Genomic DNA, 21,039 nt, shown 5'->3' with positions numbered 1-21,039 from the left:
CTAAGTATAGAAGTTTACAAAAGTGGTCGATCCAATCTTGCTCGAATCGATAACGCAACGCGAGACGGATTCCTTTGCCGCCACGATCTTCCGGCTAGATCACGGTTTGACGGTCATCCATCAACACGTACCCGTCACTCCCGTCGTCGTGGTGGACGTGTGGATCGACGCGGGAGCGATCGCCGAACCCGACGAGTGGACGGGAATGGCGCATTTCCTCGAACACATGATCTTTAAAGGAACCCGCGATATCCCGCCCGGACTGTTCGATTACCTGATCGAGAATCGCGGGGGCATGACCAACGCCGCCACCAGCCACGATTACGCGCATTTTTACCTGACCACGAGCGTCGATCGGATCGGCGACACCCTGCCCCTTCTCGCCGAGATCCTCCTGCGCGCGGAAATTGCCGACGAGGAATTCTACCGCGAAAAAGACGTGGTACTCGAAGAACTCCGCTCCTGTTACGATGACCCCGATTGGATCGCCTATCAAACGTTACTGGAGACAATTTACCGCGCCCATCCCTACGGGCGTTCCATCCTCGGCGATACCGCCAGCCTCGCGCGTTTAACTCCCAATCAGATGCGCTGTTTCCACCGCACCCACTACCGGCCGGAAAAGATGACCGTGGCGATCGTCGGGGGCATCGATCGCCAACAAGCGCTATCCCTGATCGAGTCCGCCTTCGGGGAATTTCCCGCACCGGGAGAATGTCCCCCCGCGAATGTCGAGGCCGAACCCCCGCCGATCGAGATCCGTCGCTCGCGGTTGTATTTGCCCGGTTTAGAACATTCCCGACTACTCGCCGGATGGGTGGGGCCGGGGATCGATCGTCTCGAAGACGCGTTCGGACTCGATGTACTCTCGGTCATTCTGGCCGGGGGACGCTGTTCCCGACTCGTTCGCCATCTACGCGAGGAACTGCGGATCGTCCTCGATATCGAGAGTAATTTCTCCCTACAGCGCGATTCGGGCCTGTTTACCGTCGGCGCGTGGCTTTCCTCCTCCCGGATCTCCGAGGTCGAGGCGATCGTCCGCGAGCATATCACCGACCTACAACACCATCCCGTCACCGACGAGGAACTACACCGGGCCAAACGGTTACTCTGTAACGATTACATTTTCACCACCGAAACCCCCGGTCAACTAGCCGGACTCTACGGCTATTACCAAACCCTGAAAGACGCTCGTTTAGCCGTCCTCTATCCCGAAACGATCCGCGAATTCCAACCGCGCGATCTCCAGCGTCTCGCCCGCCAGTACCTATCCCCGGAACGCTACGCGATCACCATCCTACAACCCTGTGAATAGTGCGGGAGACAGGAGACAGGAGATTAGGAGACAGGAGATTAGGAGACAGGAGACAGGAGACGGGAGACAGGAGGAGAAAAGTCGAAGATAGGTTCAGACAGAGAAAAAGACCTTTCCCCTCGATCGCTCGACGGAAAATCGATCGCTGAATGCTGATAGTCGAAAAAAAGCTTACGATTCCCGCTCCGGGAATGACATCGCCGCTAAGATCGCGAAAATCCTCGCCGACCCCTCGCTAGGGTCTAAAAACCGCGGGAACTAGAACTATACAAAATAAAGAGAATTTTTTTGAATTTTTTAGCCATCTTAATTCTTTAATTATTCCTCCTAACTCCTAACTCCTAACTCCTGGTTCCTGCCTCCTGACTCCTGACTCCTTAGCCACACGACAATTTTTGAATTCCGCAAGAGGTCTAATGCTTACCGCTTCTCCCGTTCATCGTTTAACGCTCGATAATGGCATCACGCTCTTATTCGTAGAAAACCCGGCCGCCGACGTGATCGCGGGGCGAATTTTTCTGAAAAACGCGGGAACCCGCTACGAAAACCGCGAGAAAGCCGGTTTATTTCACCTATTAGCCACTCTGCTCACCAAGGGAACGGAAAACCGTTCCTCCGTCGAGATCGCCGAAATGGTAGAATCCACGGGGGCGAGTTTGGGCGCGGACACGGGGACGGATTATTTCGTCGTCAGTTTGAAAACCGTTTCCTCGGACTTTCTGGAGATTTTCCGCCTCGCCGAAGAGATCCTGCGCTGTCCGAGCTTTCCGGAGACGGAGATCGAGTTAGAGAAAAATTTAACCTGCCAGAGTATTCGATCGCAACAGGAACAGCCTTTTAACGTCGCTTTCCACCAACTGCGAACGATCATGTATCCCGACCATCCCTACGGGTTATCGATTCTCGGAACCGAGGAAAGCGTCGCGCGGATCGATCGAGAGGATCTGCTGAACTGTCACCGAACCTTTTTCCGTCCCGATAATCTGGTCATCAGTCTATCGGGTCGCTGTACCCTAGAACAAGCCGTCCGCGCCGTCGAGGAAGTTTTCGGTTCCTGGTCGGTTCCCGATTCCGTCCTGCCCCCGCTCGCTCTGCCGACGGTGCGGGTCGATCCCCGTCGCGCCACCACCGCGCGGGACACCCAACAATCGATCGTCATGCTGGGCTATCTCGGCGCGTCCGTCCTCGAAGAAGACTACGCCGTTTTAAAATTACTCGGCACGTACCTGGGAAACGGTTTATCGAGCCGGTTATTCGTCGAACTGCGGGAAAAACGGGGACTCGCCTACGATGTTTCCGCTCTCTATCCCACCCGGCTCTATCCCTCGCAATTCGTGATCTATCTGGGAACCGCGCCGGTCAATACCTCGATCGCCCTCGACGGATTGCGAGCGGAAGCGGAACGTCTCTGTCACGCTACCCTCTCCGAGGACGAACTGCAATCGGCGAAAAATAAACTCCTGGGACAGTACGCCCTGGGAAAACAAACCAACGCCGAGATCGCCCAGTTATACGGATGGTACGAAGCGTTAGGACTGGGGATCGACTTCGATCTCGTCTTCCAGGAAGCGATCGCCCGCGTCTCCGCCGAACAAGCCCGACAAGCGGCCGCCAAATATCTAGAACAGCCCTATCTATCCCTGGTCGGCCCGGCGGAAGCGATCGAGCTTTAACGCCGATTTTCCCAAAAACGGATCTTGATTTTTCAAACTCCCCAGGTAGGATTCGAACCTACGACCAATCGGTTAACAGCCGACCGCTCTACCACTGAGCTACTGAGGAACGTTAGCCACAGTTATTGATTATAACGCCATCCCCCGCGAGAAAGCAAGCCCTCTCGGGAATTTTTTTTTCAGTCCGCGAAATCGAGAGCGGGCGAACCCCCTAGTGTCTCGCGACCGGTTTCTCGGTTTTAATCGCGCTCGAAAAGCTAATTTTCTCCGAAACAATCTTTATTTCGTTTTATATCTAGTTTTTCCGTCTCCCGTCCCGATCTCGCGGGTCGATCGGGACGGACACCCGGAACGGGTCGGGCTTCCTTGTCCTCCGGCGATCGCCAAGAGGGAAGTCATATACAACTTGAATTTTGCATTTTCTAGGAAAAATAAGCATTTATGGTTTTTAGGTTCTTCTTAAACCTCTTATCTTCTTTTTATTCCTAAATACGGGTTAATTCAGAGATCAGTCCCTCCTAACTCCTGACAAAACCGAAAGATTGTCAAGTTTCGCGGGAGGTATTATGACGCGAATCACCTTCGATCGGTGATAAATTCCTCTCGCTCGGGTGATCTGGATTATGGTTCGATTCGCGGAGGAAAGGGACAATAAGTTCAGGATTCAAAAAGCGGATGCATAGCATAAAAAGTGGTTAGTTGTTGGGTGAATCCGATAACTAGCCATTCTTCTTTCGTAAAATTTTGTAAAATTAGGAATCGGGATCGATCTCGCGATGTCCCGCGGGTATTCGCCCAAAGCCCCGATCTCGTACACTCACTTGATTTTGACGATGGAATCCTTTTCGCCAGAACGCTTTTCCCTACTGATCGTGGATGACATCGGCCATAATTTGCAATTACTGGAAACGATCTTGGAACGGGCGAAATACCGGGTCGTCCGCGCGACCAACGGGGAACGAGCGCTAGAGCAGATCGAGCGGAAAGCACCCGATCTGATCCTGCTGGATCTGATGATGCCGGGGATGGACGGGTTACAGGTGTGTCGAATCCTGAAAGCGGACGATCGCTATCGAGAGATCCCGATTATTTTTCTCACCGCCAATAATGAATCGAAAAATCTGATCGAGGCTTTCCAGTCGGGAGCGGTAGATTATATCACCAAACCTTTTAACGTTCTCGAACTCCTGGCGAGAGTGAAAACCCACCTGGAGCTAAAACACGCCAAGGATCAATTACAGCAAGCCCTCAGAGAACTCGAACAGTTAGTCTTGACCGATCCGTTAACCCGCGTCTCTAACCGTCGCCATCTTTATCAGGTCGCCGAGATGGAGATCGCCCGCACTCGCGGTTACAACTATCCTTTCTCGGCTCTGATCCTCGATATCGATCGCTTCAAACAGGTGAACGATACCTACGGCCATCTCGTGGGAGACGAGGTGTTACAATCGGTCGCCTCGATCGTGAAAAATACCTTGCGACAAGAAGATTGTCTAGCCCGTTTCGGGGGCGAGGAATTCGTCGTCCTCCTCCCCCATACCGATAGTTCGGGGGCGATCGCCGTGGCCAATCGGATTCGCGATCTGATCGCCTCCTCCTCGATCGTCATCGGGGGAAAGGAGATCGCCGTGACCGCGAGTATCGGGGTGGCCACCTTCGGGTTCGACGATCGAGATCTCGACGATCTGTTGAACCGTGCCGATGAAGCTTTACTGAACGCCAAACGTCAAGGCCGCGATCGCTGTGTTCTCCATCTGGCGAACCTCGATAGTTCCGCGGTCGTTTGATCTCGATCGGTGCGAAATATCACGGAAACCAGAAGATCGCGATCACACAACATCCCGATCGAATTTTTTAGAATTAGCGGATAGGAATAATATTTAGCGTTTTTTTAACAAAGCTTCCAAGTTGATAAAAAAAACCAGCTAAACCATGTCTAGCTGGAGATAGATTTTCAGTAGTGCGAAAACATCTCTAACGTAACCAATTGATCCTGTTAGCGTCATTGACACGGATCACACCCCCTTGTGATCCGTGTCACAAGATCCGATTAGGCTTCCACTAAACGAAAAGCGGCGCCCAGTCCCACGGCGATCTCGTCGGGCGTGATCTTGCCGTCGTGGTTGGTGTCGATCGCGTCGAACACCGCGTCGGTTCCCGCCCATTCCTCGCGGGTCACGAACCCGTCGCCGTCTAGGTCGTAAACGCGGAAAATATCTTCGGCGGCGTGATCGAGGGTTTCCTGACTTTCCAGACGGGTTAACCGCCCGATTAATAGCTCTTCGAGGAGTTCTAACGCCTTGGTGAAACCTTGAATCCCTTCCGTCAGTTTCTCGGAAGCCATGCGATCCTCGGCGTGCAGGCGATCGAAGGTTTCTTTATCGATCGAGATCTTCTTGATGTCCAGACCTGCCGCGGCGGCGGGATCGAGTTTGCGGGGGAGTTCGTCCACGGTGGATCGCAGTTGATCGAGCAGTTTCGGGGAGATAGTGAGGAGATCGCACCCGGCTAACTCTCGTATCTCTTCGATATTGCGGAAACTCGCCCCCATCACCTCGGTTTTGTAGCCGAATTTTTTGTAGTAGTTATAAATGGTCGTGACCGAGATCACACCGGGGTCTTCGGCTCCCGGATAGTCCTTACCCGTTTCTTTCTTGTACCAGTCGAGAATCCGACCGACGAACGGGGAGATCAGGGTGACACCGGCTTCGGCACAGGCGATCGCCTGATGGATTCCGAATAATAGCGTTAAATTACAGTGAATTCCCTCTTTTTCGAGGATTTCCGCCGCCTTAATCCCTTCCCAGGTGGAAGCGATCTTGATTAATACCCTATCGGGGGAAATTCCCGCCGCCGCGTATTGGGCGATAATCTCGCGGGCTTTGGCGACCGTGGCCTCGGTATCGTAGGAGAGACGGGCATCGACCTCGGTAGAAACGCGACCGGGGATAATTTGCAGGATTTTCAGACCGAAACTAACGGCGAGGCGATCGAAGGCTAATTTCGCAACTTCCGAGGCCGGCGCGCCCGATCCCAGTTCCCGCCGCGCTTTTTGCAGGGTTTCATCGACGATCGATTGATACTCCGGCATTTGCGCCGCGGCCGTGATTAGGGAGGGATTGGTGGTCGCGTCGCGGGGGGTAAAGGTCTCGATCGCCTGGATATCGCCCGTATCGGCGACCACGATCGTCATTTCCCGTAACTGTTCGAGGAGGTTTGTAGCCATGACTGATCCAAACGGGTGTTAACGTGAGATTCTCTAAAATCTTAGCGAGTCGATCGGGGACAGCCCGAAAACTCCCGATTGATTTAATTCCGGGGGATAGATAAAGATCGGCCACCGCTCACCCGGTAGAACGCACCACGCGAATTAACCGGCCGTCGAGAGATTCTACCGTGACGATCGCCGCATGAATAGTTGAAGCCGCTCGCTGGAAGTCGGGATCTTCCGTACAGACGATAATTCCCGCGTGAACCGCGTTCGATCGGTGTAGAGCGATAAAATCCCGACGATTTCTGGTTAAAATCGCTCGTCGATCGCTAGTGGAGAAAGCTAACACGCCCTCATCTGGAATCCTTTGGTTCGCTTGTCCGGCTTCCTTAGCGGTCAGAACATCGTGACCGAAAGCGCGTAACCACCGGACAACCGGTAGCGGGAAATTTTCATCCGCGTAGAGTCGCGCCACGGTTAATCCGTCTCTTCTTCCGACAGTATTTCCTCGTTTTCCCGGATCGCGAGCGCGATTTCCTCGGGGTACGCGTCCGCGTAAGCCCACGCGTTGACTAAATCAGCGGCGGTTAGATCGGGAAACGCTTCCAATATCCGCGCGTCGCTCAACCCGAGACGGCGATCGTTGACCAGCGACCAAACGGGAATTCGGGTATCCCCGATACAGGCAGACCCACCGCAAACCCCCGCGTTTTTTTGAATCCCTCGCGAACCGTTCGTTAAATTTCGGGTTAAAATTTCGATTAATTCAGCTTTTTGGGATAAATCGAGAGAAAATAATTTCGTTTCTAATTCTTCGCGTGTCATCGGGGTCCGCCTCGTCTCTAGCCACGATTCTAGCGAAACCGCGCCCGCCGAAGATCCCCGCCGGTTTCCCGGACTCCGGGTTACGGTTATCCCCCACCCGTCCGATGTAAAGAAAACGTTACAGTTAAGGAAGGAAAGACCTATCAGTAATCTGGAATCCGCCGATCATGTTTGAATATTTCAACGAAAAAGCCATTCGGGCGGTCATGTTCGCCCAAGAGGAAGCCCGTCGTACCGGTCACAACGTCGTCGGAACCGAGCATTTACTGTTAGGGTTAATCGGTGAGGCGACCGCGACGGCCTCCGTTATTTTAAAAGATCTGGGCGTAACGCTCCACGAGACGAGACGGGCGATCGAGGGAATGACCGGCCGCGGCCCCGGTTACAGTCCCGTGAATATGCCCTTTACCCCGAAAGTGAAAAAGATTTTCGAGCAGGCCCTACAAGAAGTGCGACAGTTAGGGGACACGGCACGCGCTCAGAATCGGCTCTCGATCGCTCCCGAACACCTATTACTCGCCATCACCACCGATCCCGAATCCCTGGCGGCGAAAATTCTCATCCTACAGGGAGTCGATCTATTACACCTGCGTACCCTGTTGATTAAAAACGCGGGCGAGAAAGTGGCCACCAGTATCGGCCAGGGATTCGGGGAGGAACCGCGGCGATCGAAACGGGGGAAACTCCTCGAAGAGTTCGGACGGAATCTCACCCGCGAGGCCAAAGAAGGCAAACTCGACCCCGTGGTGGGTCGCGAGAACGAGATCGCCCGTGTCGTGCAGATTCTCGGTCGTCGTACCAAGAATAACCCCGTGCTTATCGGCGAACCGGGAGTCGGGAAAACAGCGATCGCCGAGGGATTAGCCCGTCGTATCGTCGAGGGAGATCTGCCGGAAATCCTCCACGAGAAAGAGGTGATCGCGCTCGATATGGGATCTCTGCTCGCGGGAACCCGTCTCCGCGGCGAGTTCGAGGAACGCGTCAAAGGCATTATCGAGGAAGTGCGTCAGGCGGGAAATATCATCCTCGTGATAGATGAAATCCATACTCTCGTCGGCGCGGGCGCGCTGGGAGGGACAATGGACGCGGCGAATATGCTCAAACCCGCGCTCGCGCGAGGGGAGATCCAATGTCTCGGCGCGACGACTCTCGACGAGTATCGCCAGTATATCGAGCGGGACGCGGCGCTAGAGCGTCGTTTTCAGCCGGTGAAGGTGGGGGAACCCTCGGTCGCGGAAACGATCGAGATCCTGCGCGGTTTACGTCCCTCCTACGAGGATTTCCACAAGGTGAAATACTCGGACGCGGCGATCGAGGCGGCCGCTACCCTGTCCGATCGCTATATTAGCGATCGCTTCCTGCCGGATAAAGCGATCGATCTGCTCGACGAGGCCGGATCGCGGACCCATTTACGCTATTCCCAGGTAACGAAAGTTCGATCGGGCGAGATCCCCGTCGATACCGGATCGCCCCTGATTAACCCCGAATCCCTCGTTCCCGTGGTGGACGAGGAAGAGATCGCCCAAATCGTCGCCTCCTGGACGGGGGTTCCCGTGACCAAATTAACCGAGACGGAATCGGAATCCCTACTCAACCTAGAAGCGCGACTACACGAGCGGATTATCGGTCAGGACGAGGCGGTAAAAGCCGTCTCCCGCGCCATCCGTCGCGCGCGGGTGAATCTGAAAAATCCCGATCGACCGATCGCGTCCTTCCTGTTCGCCGGCCCCACCGGAGTCGGCAAAACGGAACTGAGTAAAGCGCTCGCGCGTTTCCTGTTCGGTTCGGAAGAGGCGATGATCCGTCTGGATATGTCGGAATTCATGGAACCGCACACGGTTTCTAAACTTATCGGCTCGCCTCCGGGCTATATCGGCTACGAGGAAGGTGGACAACTTACCGAGGCCGCGCGTCGTAAACCCTACACGGTGGTACTTTTCGACGAGATCGAGAAAGCCCATCCCGACGTGTTTAACCTGCTGTTGCAACTGTTAGAGGATGGTCGTCTTACGGACGCGAAAGGTCGGACGGTGAGCTTTAAAAATACGCTGATCATTCTGACCTCGAATATCGGTTCCAAGGCGATCGAGAAAGGAGGGAGCGGACTCGGTTTCGAGATCTCGGGAAACTCCGAGGAAGCGCGATACAAGCAGATCCGCGCCCGTGTGAACGACGAGTTGAAACAATACTTCCGTCCCGAATTCCTCAACCGTCTCGATGATACGATCGTTTTCCGTCCTCTAGCGCGGGAAGAAGTCGCTCGGATCGGCGAGATTCTCGTCGCCGAAATCGCGGGACAACTCGCAGAACGGGGAATCACGTTAGAAGTAACGGAGGCGTTTATTTCTCTGGTGGTGAACGAGGGGTACGATCCGGGTTACGGCGCCCGTCCCCTACGTCGCGCGCTCACCCGACGCTTAGAAGATAGTCTCGCGGAAGCGATGTTATCGGGACAGGTAAAAGAAGGCGATCGCGCGATCCTGGACGTGACCGACGACGGTACGGTAACGGTTCACGCGACGGCTCGATCGAGTCTCCAACTACAACCGGTCGGTTAGAAAGTGAGGGGGATGAATCAACAATCGTTATCATCCCTCTCGTTATATTCATTTATGATAAAAATCCATATTTTTTGGATCGCTCGAATCACAATCAAGGTAGAATAATTACGGAAAGCTTTGCTTGATAAAAGAAATGATTATCGGGAAGATTTTCGGATTAATATATCATCGAATCAAAGAGATTTTAGAAAATCATGGATCGATCAAATTAATGGCGGAAGTAGAGGATGACGAACTACTTTCGGGAGAGGACGCGCGCGCTTATTATCGATCTTTAAAAAACTCTATTGTAGAAAAGTAACCACACCGGTGAGGCGCCGACGGGAGATCGATCGAGTTTTCCCGCGCGTACCGAAAAAATCGAAATATTAAGAAACAAGACAGTACCCCCGACGACGGAAGCGGAGAATGAATAAGATATAGAAGAGTGATAGGCTCGGGGGGATTATGCGGGTAGAAGACAACGCGCTCGATCGAAAGGCAGAACGGTATCGACAATTACAGGAGCGATTGAAACAGATCTGGCAGGGGGAAGAAATCGCCGCCTCGGACGAGTACGATTACGATATTCTCGTCGTTCCCTCCTTCAGTATCGATCAGCGGGTAGGGCAAAAAGTCCCCGGTTTCCTACATTACGAGGAACGGTTACTATTTTCTCTAATCCGTTTGCGACACCCGAAAACCCGGTTGATCTACGTGACCGCGCAACCGTTATCGCGGATGATTATCGACTATTATTTACAATTATTACCGGGTATTCCCTTCTCTCACGCTCGAAATCGGCTTTTACTCTTAAACGCTCACGATAACTCGTTTCAACCCCTAACGCGGAAAATTCTCGATCGCCCGCGATTGATCGCGCGTATCCGCCAGGCTCTACGGCACGATCGAGCCTACATGGTCTGTTTCAACGCCACGGAATTAGAGCGGGAACTAGCCCTACAATTAGATATCCCGATGTTCGCCTGTAATCCCGATCTCCTGTACTGGGGGTCGAAAAGCGGTAGCCGGGAGATTTTCGGCGAGGGCAATATCCCGCACCCCGACGGCAGTTTACAGGTGAATACGGTCAAGGATCTGCTGTACGAGGCCGCTTCTCTGTGGGAGCGTCAACCGGATTTACAGCGGATGGTTATCAAGCTGAACGAGGGATTTTCCGGGGAGGGAAACGCGGTTCTCGATTTACGTCCGGTCTTGAAAACGATCGCTACGGACGCGCTCTCGATCGGCGATCGCATGGCGATTATCGAGAGAGAAGTAACCTCGATGAGCTTTCAGGCGGCGGATGAAACATGGGAGGGTTTTTCGTCGCGGATTGGTGAATTGGGGGCGATCGTCGAGGCATTTATCGAGGGCGAGGAAAAGCGATCGCCCAGCGTGCAGGGGTATATCACCCCGACGGGAGAGGCGAAAATTCTCTCCACCCACGATCAGATTCTCGGCGGCCCCGACGGTCAGATCTATCTCGGGTGTCGTTTTCCCGCCGACCCCGCCTATCGCCTGCAATTACAGGAACTCGGCTTGAAAGTAGGCCAGATCCTGGCGGAAAAAGGAGCGATCGAGCGTTACGGGGTGGATTTCGTGGCGGTTCACCACCCGGAGACGGGAAAATGGGATCTACAGGCGATCGAGATCAATCTTCGCAAGGGAGGCACGACGCACCCGTTCATGACGTTAAAACTTCTCACCAACGGTAGATACGATTCTGAAACGGGACTGTTTTTCAGCGAACCGGGACAGGCGAAATACTATATCGCCTCGGATAATCTCCAGAAACCGCAGTATCAGGGCTTACTTCCCGACGATCTGATGGATATTATCGCCAAACACCGGTTACACTTCGACAGTAGTACGAAGACGGGGACGGTTTTCCATCTGATGGGAGCGCTCTCGGAGTTCGGGAAATTGGGCTTAACCTGTATCGGTAACTCACCAGAAGAAGCGGAGACGATTTATCGGCGAGTGGAGGCGGTTTTAGACCAGGAAACACAATATTTCGAGGATATTCCCGCTCGATCGGGCCGACCGATCGCCTGGAGTTAATCTTTCCGGGGGAAAAGAGTGTAACGGATATTATTCGCGAGATCTCTGCCCTGGGAGAAAATTAAATTCCAAAAATAACCGCGCTCGGGAAATTTTTTAACCAGTAAGATTTCCACGAGAAAATAAAAACGATTGCTTCTTTTCTGGTCGGGGGGATTATCCTCGATGCGGATCTGTTCGGCAATACTCGGCATCCAATGCCCGATCGTTTTGTCGGGATCGAAAAATTTCGCTTGAATATACAATCCGAGCGTTCGATCGAGACACCAGAAAGGAACGTATTTAATCGGCCCCGCGACGCTCATCGATTCGGTAATCTCCCGGATCGCGGGTCGCACGAGTTCATTTTTCCAGACTCTTTTATCGAAATTTTCCATGTGAGGGCCGTGATGATCCTTGCGAAACCCGCTGAGGGCGGACCAATCGATCGGCTTTTCCAAAGGAGCGATCGGGATTTCTAATAAATAAGTATTCTCTTTAAATAAGGCTTGGGTATTTTCTCGTTTACTACAAGTCCCCAGGGTTTGAACCTCCGGTATCGTCGGCCAGGGAGCGCTTAAATTTGCGAGATCGCCGTAGGGAAAATCTCGCCCCGTCAAGCGGAGAACCCAACTATCGGGAAATCGAGCGAAATAATCCCGAACCAAATTCTCGATATCGGGATGGAGATATTCATCGCAATTGAGCGAGAGAATATAAGTCCCGGACGCGTTGATCAATCCCGTACTCCTCTGGATCACCTCGCCGCGGAGGGGACTCACGATCTGTTTCATTCGGGGATCGTTGACGAGGGGAGGTGTGGTGCCGGGGGGATGGATGAGGATAAATTCAACCCGTCCCTTTACTTTCAATAATTCCGTCAGCCAATGCTCGCTAAAGCCGGGGCGCGTGGGGATAACGATCGATAAAAAAGGGATGGCAACTTCCTGACTCATAAAGTAACGAGAACACGGGAGGATTGACGCGATTCTATCATCGATCGCCCGGGGAAATCCTTCACGATGTCTCGCTAGAACCGAGTAACTCTTCTAGCCGGGATTTAGCGAGGTCGAAATCGGGCGCGATTTCTAGGGCTTTCCGATAGCAGTCGAGCGCTTCCTCGTTGCGATCGAGATTTTCCAGGGTACTGCCGCGATTGTACCAAGCCTGATAGAAATCTTCCTGTAACTGTAAAACTTTATCCCAACAGGACAAGGCTTCTTCCCAACGCTGTAATCCGTAGAGCGCGTTTCCTCTGGCGTTCCAGATCTGCGCGTCTTCGGGGTTAATCGCGATCGCCCTGTCAAAACTCTCCAGCGCCTCCTCGTAACGTCCCAGTAACGCGAGCGCGCTTCCCCGATTGTGCCATCCGGGGGCGAGATCCGGATCGAGGTCGAGCGCGTTATCCCAACAGGCGATCGCCCCTTCCCAATCGCCACTATTCGCCTGTTGTAAACCGATTTGAAACCATTCCGCGGCGGTCTCCGGCGATTTTGCTTCCTGAGCTTGGAATTGGTGGAGGAGATTCTCGATAATCGCGTTCGCGTCGGTTCCCTCGATGCCTAACTGTTCCGCCATCTGGCCCGCGAGGACGGGATCGGTTTGTAGGCGATCGAATAGTTCCTCCAGCGATATCGTTTCCGTCCGCGGATTTTCCCCGTTATCGGCCGGCGCTTCCGGTCGCTCGACCGGTTCCCCGTCCGGGCCCGCGAACTCCCAGATTAAATTCTCGGTTTCCTTGGTGTAGAGTTGATAGCCCACCTGATAGGCCGCTTCACCGACGCGCTCGATGCCGGGAAACGCGCGGGCCAGTTCCCCGAGACGGATCATCCGTAACGCTAACTGTTGATTGTTGGCCGCGGAGGACTGTAACCGGGTTCCGAAGCGATCGAGCCATTCCACCCAGTCCCTCTGCCGTCCCCGATCGCCCAATTTCTCGAAAAATTTCAGGATTCTCCCCTCGTGCCAACCGTGGGCGACCCCGTCGAGCAACTGCATGAACAGGAATTCGTAATCGGTATCGGTGAGCGCGACCGTTTCCCGCTCGGTTACTACCCGTCGCGTCCGGCCCCCGAACAGCGATCGAAAAAATTCCCGGATAGCCCGCACGATTTTCTGGATAAGTCCCTGCATTCTCGTCTCGATCTCACTATAGATACGGTTCCCGTAATACTCTAGTCTAGTCGGTAATCGCGGGCAATAGGGGGTTCGATCGCCGGTGTTCGGGATCGTCCCCAAAAGCGACGCGAGCGTTTCTTCCCGGCGCGGTCGCTCCAAATGATCCGAACTCGATCGAACAGGAACCGGGGGAATCCGGGCGATCGCCTATAATCAAAAGATAAGTATTCCCGAAACGGCCTTCCATGCAGATCGTTCTCCCCCCCGAACTAGAAGACCTCGTGCAAAGACAACTCGCGAGCGGTAAATATCGATCGGCGATCGAGGTCATCACCGCGGGGGTGCAACTTCTCCAACAGCAAGAGGATATTTACCGGGGACGACTGCCAGATCTACAACGAGAAGCCCGCGTCGGATGGGAAGCCGTCGAACGCGGTGAACTAATCGACGGTCCCACCGCTATGGCACAAATTCGAGCGAATCTACGCTCGCGCCACGTTGAACCCTCATGACCTCGCCGTTTCGTCTCACGCGACCCGCCATTCAAGATATCGAGGAGATCGCGGATTCTATCGCCCGTGAATCCGGTTTCGCGCGAGCCGATCGCTTTCTGGCTAGACTTGAGGCTAAATTGAGCCATATCGCGCGATTTCCACGCATCGGCCGAAAACGGGACGAAATTCTCCCGAAACTACGAACTTTTCCCCTCGATCGCTATCTAATTCTCTATATAGCTGAAAACCGAACGATAGAGATCCTTCGAGTGGTCAGCGGCTATCGCGATCTGTCCGCCCTCTTTACCGAACCGGAAGAAGAATAGACCTCCTGCAAAAATCAAAAATTTCTGGTTGGGACGGGAGCCAGGAGTCAGGAGTCAGGAGTCAGGAGGAGAAAGGAGGACTAAAGAGAGTATAAAAGTATAAGACGTGAACTTTCCGCTCTTTTTTTTTGAAATCGTAAGTTTCTAGTTGAATTTAACTTTCGATCCTTACTTTTGCAGGAAGTCTAATGAACCCGATGTAGCGGAAATCTTCCCCTCGGCGCAATACCTCTCGGTTAAGGATTTCCTGGAGTTTCTCGCCCACGAAATTGCGAGGGTTTCAGTATTCTTGTGAACGAGTGAATGGCGTTATCCGAGAAGTATTGCCCCTCGGCGGATGCGGTGAGCGAAGCGTTACGGTTTCGCGTCCGGGGGAGTCGATCGAACCGGGAAACGCACGGACTAAACTAGCGGCGGATGTTCGCTCCCCGATCGAGGCGAGTAGGTTACAATCTAGGAGGAAACCCGATCGATGAAGAAATATTACTTATGAGTAACCCCGTGATTCACGCCTTTTTCCTGGGACGGGCGATCGCCGAAGTCGTGAGCGAGAAATTCGAGGACGCGTTTACTAACGCCCTGAGCGATCTCGGTAAATTCGATGCCGAAGCGCGGGAAAACCTGCGTCAATTCGTCGAGGAAATCCAGGTTCGCGCCGATCTCGCTATGGAACGGGGGATCTATACCGGCACCGGATCGAGTTCTCCCGCCGGTCCCGCGTCCGAAGACCTACAGGAAGTGATCGACGACCTCAGAGCCGAGATCGCCCGAACCCGATCGGAACTGAAAAACTACCGCAATCAATCCGTCTAACATCGATCGTTCTCTAGCCCGAGGAATCGAGTGTCCGCGCTGTTACCCCCACCCCCCGCCGTCCCCCTACCGTCATCGAACAACGAGATGCCGACCCTAGAAGTCGCGAAAAGTAGTTATCGCTGGAATCGAGAAAATTATTCCGTAAACCGCCGCCGGTTCGATATCTGGCGGTTCGTTTTGACCTTGCTCGGGCAATTCTGGCTCAATGGCAAAAAATGGAGCTATACCGGGGGCTACAGCGAGGAAAAACTCGCCCGCAGACGGAAAAAACAAGCGGCCTGGATTCGCGAGAGTTTACTAGAGTTGGGGCCGACCTTTATTAAAGTCGGTCAACTATTCTCTACCCGCGCCGATCTCTTTCCCGCCGAGTACGTCGAGGAGCTATCCAAACTCCAGGATCAGGTTCCCGCGTTCACCTACGAGCAGGTTTGCAAGATTATCGAGACCGATTTCGGCAAACCGTTACACGAGCTTTTTAATAGTTTCGATCCCATTCCCCTCGCGGCCGCCAGTCTCGGACAGGTTCACAAGGCGCGGCTGAACACCGGGGAAGAGGTGGTCGCGAAAATCCAACGTCCCGGCCTGAAAAAACTCTTCACCATCGATCTGGCCATCCTGAAAAAGATTTCCCAATATTTCCAGAATCATCCCAAATGGGGTAAAGGGCGCGATTGGATCGGCATTTACGACGAATGCTGTCGGATCTTGTGGGAGGAAACCGATTATCTCAACGAGGGACGGAACGCGGACACCTTCCGGCGCAACTTCCGCGGGGAGGATTGGGTGAAAGTGCCGCGGGTGTACTGGCGCTACACGTCGCCGCGGGTACTGACATTAGAGTATCTGCCGGGGATCAAGATCAGTCACTACGAGGCGCTGGAAGCGGCGGGACTCGATCGCAAACTCCTGGCCCGACTCGGCGCGCGCGCGTACCTACAACAGTTATTAAACGACGGTTTCTTCCACGCCGATCCCCATCCGGGTAATATCGCCGTAAATAGTGACGGATCGTTGATTTTCTACGATTTCGGCATGATGGGGCAGATAAAAACCAACGTGCGCGAGAAATTGATGCAAACCCTCTTCGGCATCGCGCAGAAAGACGCGGATCGCGTGGTAACTTCCCTGATCGATCTCGGCGCGTTGACTCCCACCGGGGATATGGGCGCGGTCCGGCGATCAATCCAGTATATGCTGGATAACTTCATGGATAAACCCTTCGAGGAACAATCCGTGGCGGCGATTAGCGACGATCTCTACGATATCGCCTACGATCAGCCCTTTCGCTTCCCCGCGACCTTTACCTTCGTCATGCGCGCGTTTTCCACCCTGGAGGGGGTGGGGAAAGGACTCGATCCCGAATTTAACTTTATGGAGGTGGCGCAACCGTTCGCCCTACAACTGATGAGTGATATGACGGGAAATAATGGAAGTAGTATTTTCGATGAAATCGGCCGGCAGGCCGCCCAGGTGGGCAGTACCGCCCTCGGCCTGCCGCGGCGCATCGACGACACGATCGAGAAACTAGAGCGCGGCGATATCCGCGTCCGGGTGCGATCGAGCGAATCCGATCGACTGTTACGCCGGTTGGGTTCCATTCAAATGGGGACGAACTATACTGTACTTATCGGCGCTCTACTCGTCTCGGCCACGCTTCTATTCGTCAACGGTTTTCTGCCGATCGCTCTAGGAGTGTTGGCGCTGGCACTGTTACCCGGCATCGCCCTTTTTCGCCTGCTAAGACGGATCGATCGTCAGGATAGAATGTTATAGTGAAAGATCGCTGGTATTGTGGAAAAAGTTAGAGAATCCATGACAAACCGTTCTTACGCGGCCTGTACCGATACGGGATTAGTGCGCTCGGTCAACCAAGACAGTTACTATCTCGATCCGTTGAAGCGATTTTTTATCGTCGCCGACGGCATGGGAGGCCACGCGGGGGGACAGGAAGCCAGCCAGATCGCGACGGACGAGATTCAAACCTATCTGAACGAGTGCTGGGACTCGGAAATCTCTTCCGAAGAGTTACTGCAAGAAGCGATCGCCAGGGCGAACGAGCGGATTATCCAGGATCAGATGGAGCATCCCGAACGGCAGGAGATGGGAACGACCCTCGTTATGATCCTTTTTCGGGCAGAACAGGCCTGGCGCGTTCACATCGGCGATTCCCGTCTCTATCGTTTTCGGGAGGAAACCTTAGAGCAGATCACCGAAGATCATAGCTACGTGGCGCGGGCGACCCGTCAGGGCGAGATGACCAAGGAGGAAGCGAGAGTTCACCCGTGGCGTAATATTTTATTGCAGTGTCTCGGTCGTCGCGATCTCCGTCCCGCGGAGGTCTTCCCCCTCGAAACCCGACCGGGCGATATTTTCCTACTCTGTAGCGATGGCCTGACCGAAGAAGTAACGGACGAGGAAATCGTCAATTATCTAAAAGAGGGTACGGATTGCGAGGAAATGGTGATAAAACTCGTCGAAGCGGCTAAAAACGCGGGCGGATCGGATAATATCACCGTGGTAATGGTACGGGAATAGACAGGGAACGGAACCGAGGATAAATCCCGTTGACCGAAGCCGAACGAAAGCCTCCCCTTTCAAGGGGAAAAGTTTTCGCCGGGAGTAGAAGTTGACAACCCCCCCGCCTTCTCTAGACCTCTGGCAAAATTGAAAATCGAGAGTCAAATTCCCTAAAAACTTACGATTTCAAAAATATAAAAGCGAAAAATACTGGATTTTTAGCCTCTCGTTCTCTTTAATTCTCCTTGCTCCTCCTGACTCCTGACTCCTGGCTCCTAGCTTCTCTGACGGCGCTCTCTTAACCTTTCGATAAATCGACTTCGGGCGGACTCGGGCTAGGATCGATCGAGGGTTCGATCGTTTCCGACTCCCCTCGGCGGAAATCCGGCCGGAATTTTTCGTTATCTTTCCGTTTTCTTCCCCGTTCCCCGAAAGTCTATGACTACCGTTTCTACCGTCATCCCGGAAATCAACTTGAAAGACCCGCGATACTATTTCAACCGCGAGTTAAGTTGGTTGGAGTTTAATAAGCGAGTGTTGAGCGAGGCGCTAGATCCGCGCACACCCTTACTAGAACGATTGAAATTTACCGCGATTTTCTGCTCCAATCTCGACGAATTTTTCATGGTGCGGGTGGCCGTTCTCAAGCAACAGGTAGAAGCGAATGTCACCACACTCTCCCCCGACGGCCGGACTCCCTCGGAACAGATAGCCGAGATCGGCAAACGTCTCCGCGTCTCGATCGAACAGCAGGATCGTCTTTTCGAGTACACCCTGAGACCCCAGTTAGCCGAACACGGCATCCACCTGATCGATTACGTCGATCTCGGACAGGAACAGAGAACCTATTTACACGATTACTTTGATCGGGTGATTTTCCCCGTTCTAACGCCCCTCGCCGTCGATCCGAGCCATCCTTTCCCCTATATCTCCAATTTAAGCCTGAATCTCGCCGTGGTCGTGCGCGATCCGGACACCGATAAAGAACTCTTCGCCCGCGTGAAAGTTCCCCAAGTTTTCCCCCGTTTCGTGGCACTACCCAAGGAATTACGACAAAATGACGGGAAAGCGTCGATCTGGACGGGAGTTCCCCTAGAACAGGTGGTCGCGCACAATTTAGAAGCCCTTTTCCCCGGCATGATCATCCAGGAGTGCTACCCGTTTCGGGTGACGCGGAACGCGGATATCTCGGTCGAAGAGGACGAGGCCGATGATTTGTTATTAGCGATCCAGGAGGAAGTCCGCAAGCGTCGCGTCGGTAAATCCGCCGTCCGTCTGGAGATCGATCGCTCCACCCCCGAAAATATCAAAGAACGTATCCGCGAGGATCTCGGATTAGAATCGATCGATGTCTACGACGTGGAAGGACTGCTCGGCCACAAAGATTTATTCTACTTCCTCTCCCTTCCCTGCCCCGACCTTAAAGATCCCCCGTGGAATCCCGTCACCCCCCCCGCGCTAGAGGGCCTTCGCGAGATCGTCGATGGCAACGAGGACGGGATAGTGGAACAGGAGGGCGAGGATATTTTCACCCTGATCCGCTCCGGCGATATTCTCGTCCATCACCCCTATCATTCCTTTAGTGCCTCGGTCCAGCAGTTTATCGCCCAAGCCGGTCACGATCCGCACGTTCTCGCCATTAAAATGACCCTATACCGGACTTCCGGGGACTCGCCGATCGTGAACGCCCTGATCGCCGCCGCCGAAAACGGCAAACAGGTAGCCGCTCTCGTGGAATTAAAAGCCCGCTTTGACGAGGAAAATAATATTACCTGGGCGAGAAAGCTAGAGCAAGCTGGGGTTCACGTCGTTTACGGGCTAGTGGGGCTAAAAACCCACACGAAAATCGTTCTCGTCGTCCGTCAGGAAGGGGAGAAGATCCGTCGTTACGTCCATATCGGTACGGGAAACTATAACCCGAAAACGGCGAAATCATACACGGATCTGGGCTTATTAAGCTGTCGGGAAGATCTCGGGGCCGATATCACCGATTTATTTAATTTCCTGACAGGCTACTCCCGCCAGCAATCCTATCGGAAACTGCTCGTCGCGCCGGTCAGTATGCGGAAGCGTATGCTAGAGATGATCCGACGGGAGACGGAAAACTGCCGGAACGGGGGAACCGGGCGCATCGTTGCCAAGATGAACGCGCTCGTCGATCCGAAGATTATCGAGGCCCTGTACGACGCGTCGCGCGCGGGGGTAAAAATCGATCTGATCGTGCGGGGGATGTGCTGTTTGCGTCCCGGATTGCCGGAGGTGAGCGAAAATATCCGGGTGATCAGCATTATCGGGCGTTTTCTCGAACACTCGCGGATTTTCTACTTCTATAACGGGGGCGCGGACGAGGTGTATATCGGGAGCGCGGATTGGATGACGCGAAATCTCAGTCGTCGGGTAGAGGCGATCGCCCCGATCGACGATCCGGCGATCGCCAAGGAACTGGAGGAAATTCTCGGCATCATGCTCTCGGATAACCGTCAGGCGTGGGATTTACAGCCGGACGGCAGTTATATTCAGCGTCGCCCGGCGGAAGGAGAACAGGAACACGGTACACAGACGATCTTGATGGAAAAAGCCTTAACATCGGCGGGAATCGTCTAACGGTTAGAGGAGGCTTGTAGCTAAGCTCGACTTTATCCAATTTTAGATTTGGAGAGCCGCAAAAGTAGCAAGATGGGGGAAGCGTTGTGGGCTTCTTCCCGATGAATCCGCTACCGAAGGAATTCCTGCCATTAATCTTGGTGTTCGCCCCTTTATTTTCCCGACCGACATGGCGCTCGGCACTTGTACTGCTGGTGGGAGCGATTCTCGCACCAGGAAAGCGGACAGTCAGCGCGCTCTTGAAGGTGATGGGATTAAAAGATGAGCCTCACTTTCAAAACTATCATTGCGTTCTTAACCGAGCCGTATGGTCAAGCGGTCAGGCGAGTCGTCTGCTGTTACAGCAGTTGGTCAAGGTCTTCGTCCCGGACGGGGTGTTATCCCTCTTTCATCAGAGTAGGATCGGTTCCAATACTTCTCGGTTAAGGACAAAGAGTGTAAAGTGGGTGTAATCCCCCGATTCCCCGAATCAAACACGAGTGTTACTGAAAGAATTTTCCTTAATAGACCTCCTGCATGAATAGCAAGACCCCGTGCCGGTTAAGGCAAGTTCGGGG

18 protein-coding genes and 1 tRNA gene are annotated in these 21,039 nt (G+C 53.7%); 13 read left to right on the top strand and 6 right to left on the bottom strand.

Annotation, left to right across the window (positions count from 1 at the left end):
- Positions 1–37: 37 nt before the first annotated feature.
- Both V0288_RS11825 and V0288_RS11820 read left to right on the top strand, forming a co-directional pair.
- Entirely contained in the window at positions 38–1,315 is a 1,278-nt protein-coding gene (locus V0288_RS11825; protein ID WP_332865299.1) for a M16 family metallopeptidase, read from the top strand.
- A 416-nt stretch (positions 1,316–1,731) separates the two neighbouring features.
- Positions 1,732–2,988 carry a M16 family metallopeptidase gene (locus tag V0288_RS11820; RefSeq protein ID WP_332865298.1) on the top strand — a complete coding sequence of 419 codons (1,257 nt, stop codon included), beginning with the start codon at positions 1,732–1,734 and terminating at the stop codon, positions 2,986–2,988.
- Positions 2,989–3,025: 37 nt separating this feature from the next.
- Here V0288_RS11820 and V0288_RS11815 read toward each other — a convergent pair.
- Positions 3,026–3,097: transfer RNA gene (locus tag V0288_RS11815), tRNA-Asn, on the bottom strand.
- A 724-nt stretch (positions 3,098–3,821) separates the two neighbouring features.
- Between V0288_RS11815 and V0288_RS11810 the strand changes: the two genes are divergently transcribed.
- Positions 3,822–4,775, top strand: coding sequence for a diguanylate cyclase (locus V0288_RS11810; RefSeq protein ID WP_332865297.1), 954 nt, complete (start codon positions 3,822–3,824; stop codon positions 4,773–4,775).
- A gap of 263 nt (positions 4,776–5,038) precedes the next feature.
- On the opposite strand, the gene V0288_RS11805 is transcribed toward V0288_RS11810, so the two are convergent.
- From V0288_RS11805 to V0288_RS11795, 3 genes are all read right to left on the bottom strand, one after another.
- On the bottom strand, positions 5,039–6,214 hold the full coding sequence (locus V0288_RS11805) for a transaldolase (protein WP_332865296.1): 1,176 nt from the start codon (positions 6,212–6,214) through the stop codon (positions 5,039–5,041).
- Between the two features lie 118 nt (positions 6,215–6,332).
- Positions 6,333–6,674, bottom strand: coding sequence for a DUF5615 family PIN-like protein (locus V0288_RS11800; RefSeq protein ID WP_332865295.1), 342 nt, complete (start codon positions 6,672–6,674; stop codon positions 6,333–6,335).
- Positions 6,675–6,676: 2 nt separating this feature from the next.
- The gene (locus V0288_RS11795) at positions 6,677–7,024 is read right to left on the bottom strand and encodes a DUF433 domain-containing protein (protein ID WP_332865294.1); all 348 of its coding nucleotides are present in this window, start codon (positions 7,022–7,024) and stop codon (positions 6,677–6,679) included.
- Positions 7,025–7,191: 167 nt separating this feature from the next.
- Between V0288_RS11795 and V0288_RS11790 the strand changes: the two genes are divergently transcribed.
- The 3 genes from V0288_RS11790 to V0288_RS11780 all read left to right on the top strand — a co-directional run bounded on the left by V0288_RS11790 (position 7,192) and on the right by V0288_RS11780 (position 11,628).
- Positions 7,192–9,582 (top strand): ATP-dependent Clp protease ATP-binding subunit, encoded by a 2,391-nt coding sequence (locus V0288_RS11790; protein WP_332865293.1) that lies wholly within the window; start codon positions 7,192–7,194, stop codon positions 9,580–9,582.
- Between the two features lie 136 nt (positions 9,583–9,718).
- A complete protein-coding gene (locus V0288_RS11785; protein WP_332865368.1) occupies positions 9,719–9,886 on the top strand; it encodes a hypothetical protein in 168 nt (55 codons plus the stop codon).
- 146 nt (positions 9,887–10,032) lie between these two features.
- A complete protein-coding gene (locus V0288_RS11780; protein WP_332865292.1) occupies positions 10,033–11,628 on the top strand; it encodes a peptide ligase PGM1-related protein in 1,596 nt (531 codons plus the stop codon).
- Here the strand turns inward: V0288_RS11780 and V0288_RS11775 are convergent.
- Both V0288_RS11775 and V0288_RS11770 read right to left on the bottom strand, forming a co-directional pair.
- Positions 11,625–12,563 carry a hypothetical protein gene (locus V0288_RS11775; protein ID WP_332865291.1) on the bottom strand — a complete coding sequence of 313 codons (939 nt, stop codon included), beginning with the start codon at positions 12,561–12,563 and terminating at the stop codon, positions 11,625–11,627. The two genes, V0288_RS11780 and V0288_RS11775, sit on opposite strands and share 4 nt — an antisense overlap.
- A gap of 61 nt (positions 12,564–12,624) precedes the next feature.
- Positions 12,625–13,740, bottom strand: a complete 1,116-nt coding sequence (locus V0288_RS11770; protein ID WP_422661964.1) for a tetratricopeptide repeat protein — start codon at positions 13,738–13,740, stop codon at positions 12,625–12,627.
- A 230-nt stretch (positions 13,741–13,970) separates the two neighbouring features.
- On the opposite strand from V0288_RS11770, the gene V0288_RS11765 reads away from it, so the two are divergent.
- The 7 genes from V0288_RS11765 (at position 13,971) to V0288_RS11735 (ending at position 20,934) form a co-directional block, all read left to right on the top strand.
- Complete coding sequence (locus tag V0288_RS11765; RefSeq protein WP_332865289.1) at positions 13,971–14,237, top strand: ribbon-helix-helix domain-containing protein; 267 nt, start codon at positions 13,971–13,973, stop codon at positions 14,235–14,237.
- Positions 14,234–14,545 carry a type II toxin-antitoxin system RelE/ParE family toxin gene (locus tag V0288_RS11760; protein WP_332865288.1) on the top strand — a complete coding sequence of 104 codons (312 nt, stop codon included), beginning with the start codon at positions 14,234–14,236 and terminating at the stop codon, positions 14,543–14,545. The genes V0288_RS11765 and V0288_RS11760 overlap by 4 nt, the downstream gene beginning before the upstream one ends.
- Before the next feature lie 489 nt (positions 14,546–15,034).
- Positions 15,035–15,358 (top strand): DUF6825 family protein, encoded by a 324-nt coding sequence (locus tag V0288_RS11755; RefSeq protein WP_332865287.1) that lies wholly within the window; start codon positions 15,035–15,037, stop codon positions 15,356–15,358.
- Between the two features lie 87 nt (positions 15,359–15,445).
- Positions 15,446–17,134 (top strand): ABC1 kinase family protein, encoded by a 1,689-nt coding sequence (locus V0288_RS11750; protein WP_332865367.1) that lies wholly within the window; start codon positions 15,446–15,448, stop codon positions 17,132–17,134.
- Positions 17,135–17,173: 39 nt separating this feature from the next.
- Positions 17,174–17,896: a Stp1/IreP family PP2C-type Ser/Thr phosphatase gene (locus tag V0288_RS11745; protein ID WP_332865286.1), complete on the top strand. Its 723-nt coding sequence runs from the start codon at positions 17,174–17,176 to the stop codon at positions 17,894–17,896.
- 420 nt (positions 17,897–18,316) lie between these two features.
- Positions 18,317–20,482 carry a polyphosphate kinase 1 gene (ppk1, locus tag V0288_RS11740; RefSeq protein ID WP_332865285.1) on the top strand — a complete coding sequence of 722 codons (2,166 nt, stop codon included), beginning with the start codon at positions 18,317–18,319 and terminating at the stop codon, positions 20,480–20,482.
- Between the two features lie 101 nt (positions 20,483–20,583).
- The gene (locus V0288_RS11735) at positions 20,584–20,934 is read left to right on the top strand and encodes a transposase (protein ID WP_332865284.1); all 351 of its coding nucleotides are present in this window, start codon (positions 20,584–20,586) and stop codon (positions 20,932–20,934) included.
- Positions 20,935–21,039 lie beyond the last annotated feature (105 nt).

Source organism: Pannus brasiliensis CCIBt3594, from assembly GCF_036688125.1.
GTDB classification, from domain to species: domain Bacteria; phylum Cyanobacteriota; class Cyanobacteriia; order Cyanobacteriales; family Microcystaceae; genus Pannus; species Pannus brasiliensis.
Note: the sequence above shows the minus strand (reverse complement) of the source record. Positions and strands in the feature narration are given on the sequence as shown.

What these genes read in the sequence shown, in the direction of transcription:
- V0288_RS11810 (WP_332865297.1), top strand. Translation starts at nt 3,822, where the DNA reads ATGGAATCCTTTTCGCCAGAACGCTTTTCCCTACTGATCGTGGATGAC.
- V0288_RS11805 (WP_332865296.1), bottom strand. Translation starts at nt 6,214, where the DNA reads ATGGCTACAAACCTCCTCGAACAGTTACGGGAAATGACGATCGTGGTC.
- V0288_RS11750 (WP_332865367.1), top strand. Translation starts at nt 15,446, where the DNA reads ATGCCGACCCTAGAAGTCGCGAAAAGTAGTTATCGCTGGAATCGAGAA.
- V0288_RS11770 (WP_422661964.1), bottom strand. Translation starts at nt 13,740, where the DNA reads ATGCAGGGACTTATCCAGAAAATCGTGCGGGCTATCCGGGAATTTTTT.
- V0288_RS11790 (WP_332865293.1), top strand. Translation starts at nt 7,192, where the DNA reads ATGTTTGAATATTTCAACGAAAAAGCCATTCGGGCGGTCATGTTCGCC.
- V0288_RS11820 (WP_332865298.1), top strand. Translation starts at nt 1,732, where the DNA reads ATGCTTACCGCTTCTCCCGTTCATCGTTTAACGCTCGATAATGGCATC.
- V0288_RS11785 (WP_332865368.1), top strand. Translation starts at nt 9,719, where the DNA reads ATGATTATCGGGAAGATTTTCGGATTAATATATCATCGAATCAAAGAG.
- V0288_RS11755 (WP_332865287.1), top strand. Translation starts at nt 15,035, where the DNA reads ATGAGTAACCCCGTGATTCACGCCTTTTTCCTGGGACGGGCGATCGCC.
- V0288_RS11745 (WP_332865286.1), top strand. Translation starts at nt 17,174, where the DNA reads ATGACAAACCGTTCTTACGCGGCCTGTACCGATACGGGATTAGTGCGC.
- V0288_RS11780 (WP_332865292.1), top strand. Translation starts at nt 10,033, where the DNA reads ATGCGGGTAGAAGACAACGCGCTCGATCGAAAGGCAGAACGGTATCGA.
- V0288_RS11735 (WP_332865284.1), top strand. Translation starts at nt 20,584, where the DNA reads ATGAATCCGCTACCGAAGGAATTCCTGCCATTAATCTTGGTGTTCGCC.
- V0288_RS11775 (WP_332865291.1), bottom strand. Translation starts at nt 12,563, where the DNA reads ATGAGTCAGGAAGTTGCCATCCCTTTTTTATCGATCGTTATCCCCACG.
- V0288_RS11795 (WP_332865294.1), bottom strand. Translation starts at nt 7,024, where the DNA reads ATGACACGCGAAGAATTAGAAACGAAATTATTTTCTCTCGATTTATCC.
- V0288_RS11760 (WP_332865288.1), top strand. Translation starts at nt 14,234, where the DNA reads ATGACCTCGCCGTTTCGTCTCACGCGACCCGCCATTCAAGATATCGAG.
- V0288_RS11765 (WP_332865289.1), top strand. Translation starts at nt 13,971, where the DNA reads ATGCAGATCGTTCTCCCCCCCGAACTAGAAGACCTCGTGCAAAGACAA.
- ppk1 (WP_332865285.1), top strand. Translation starts at nt 18,317, where the DNA reads ATGACTACCGTTTCTACCGTCATCCCGGAAATCAACTTGAAAGACCCG.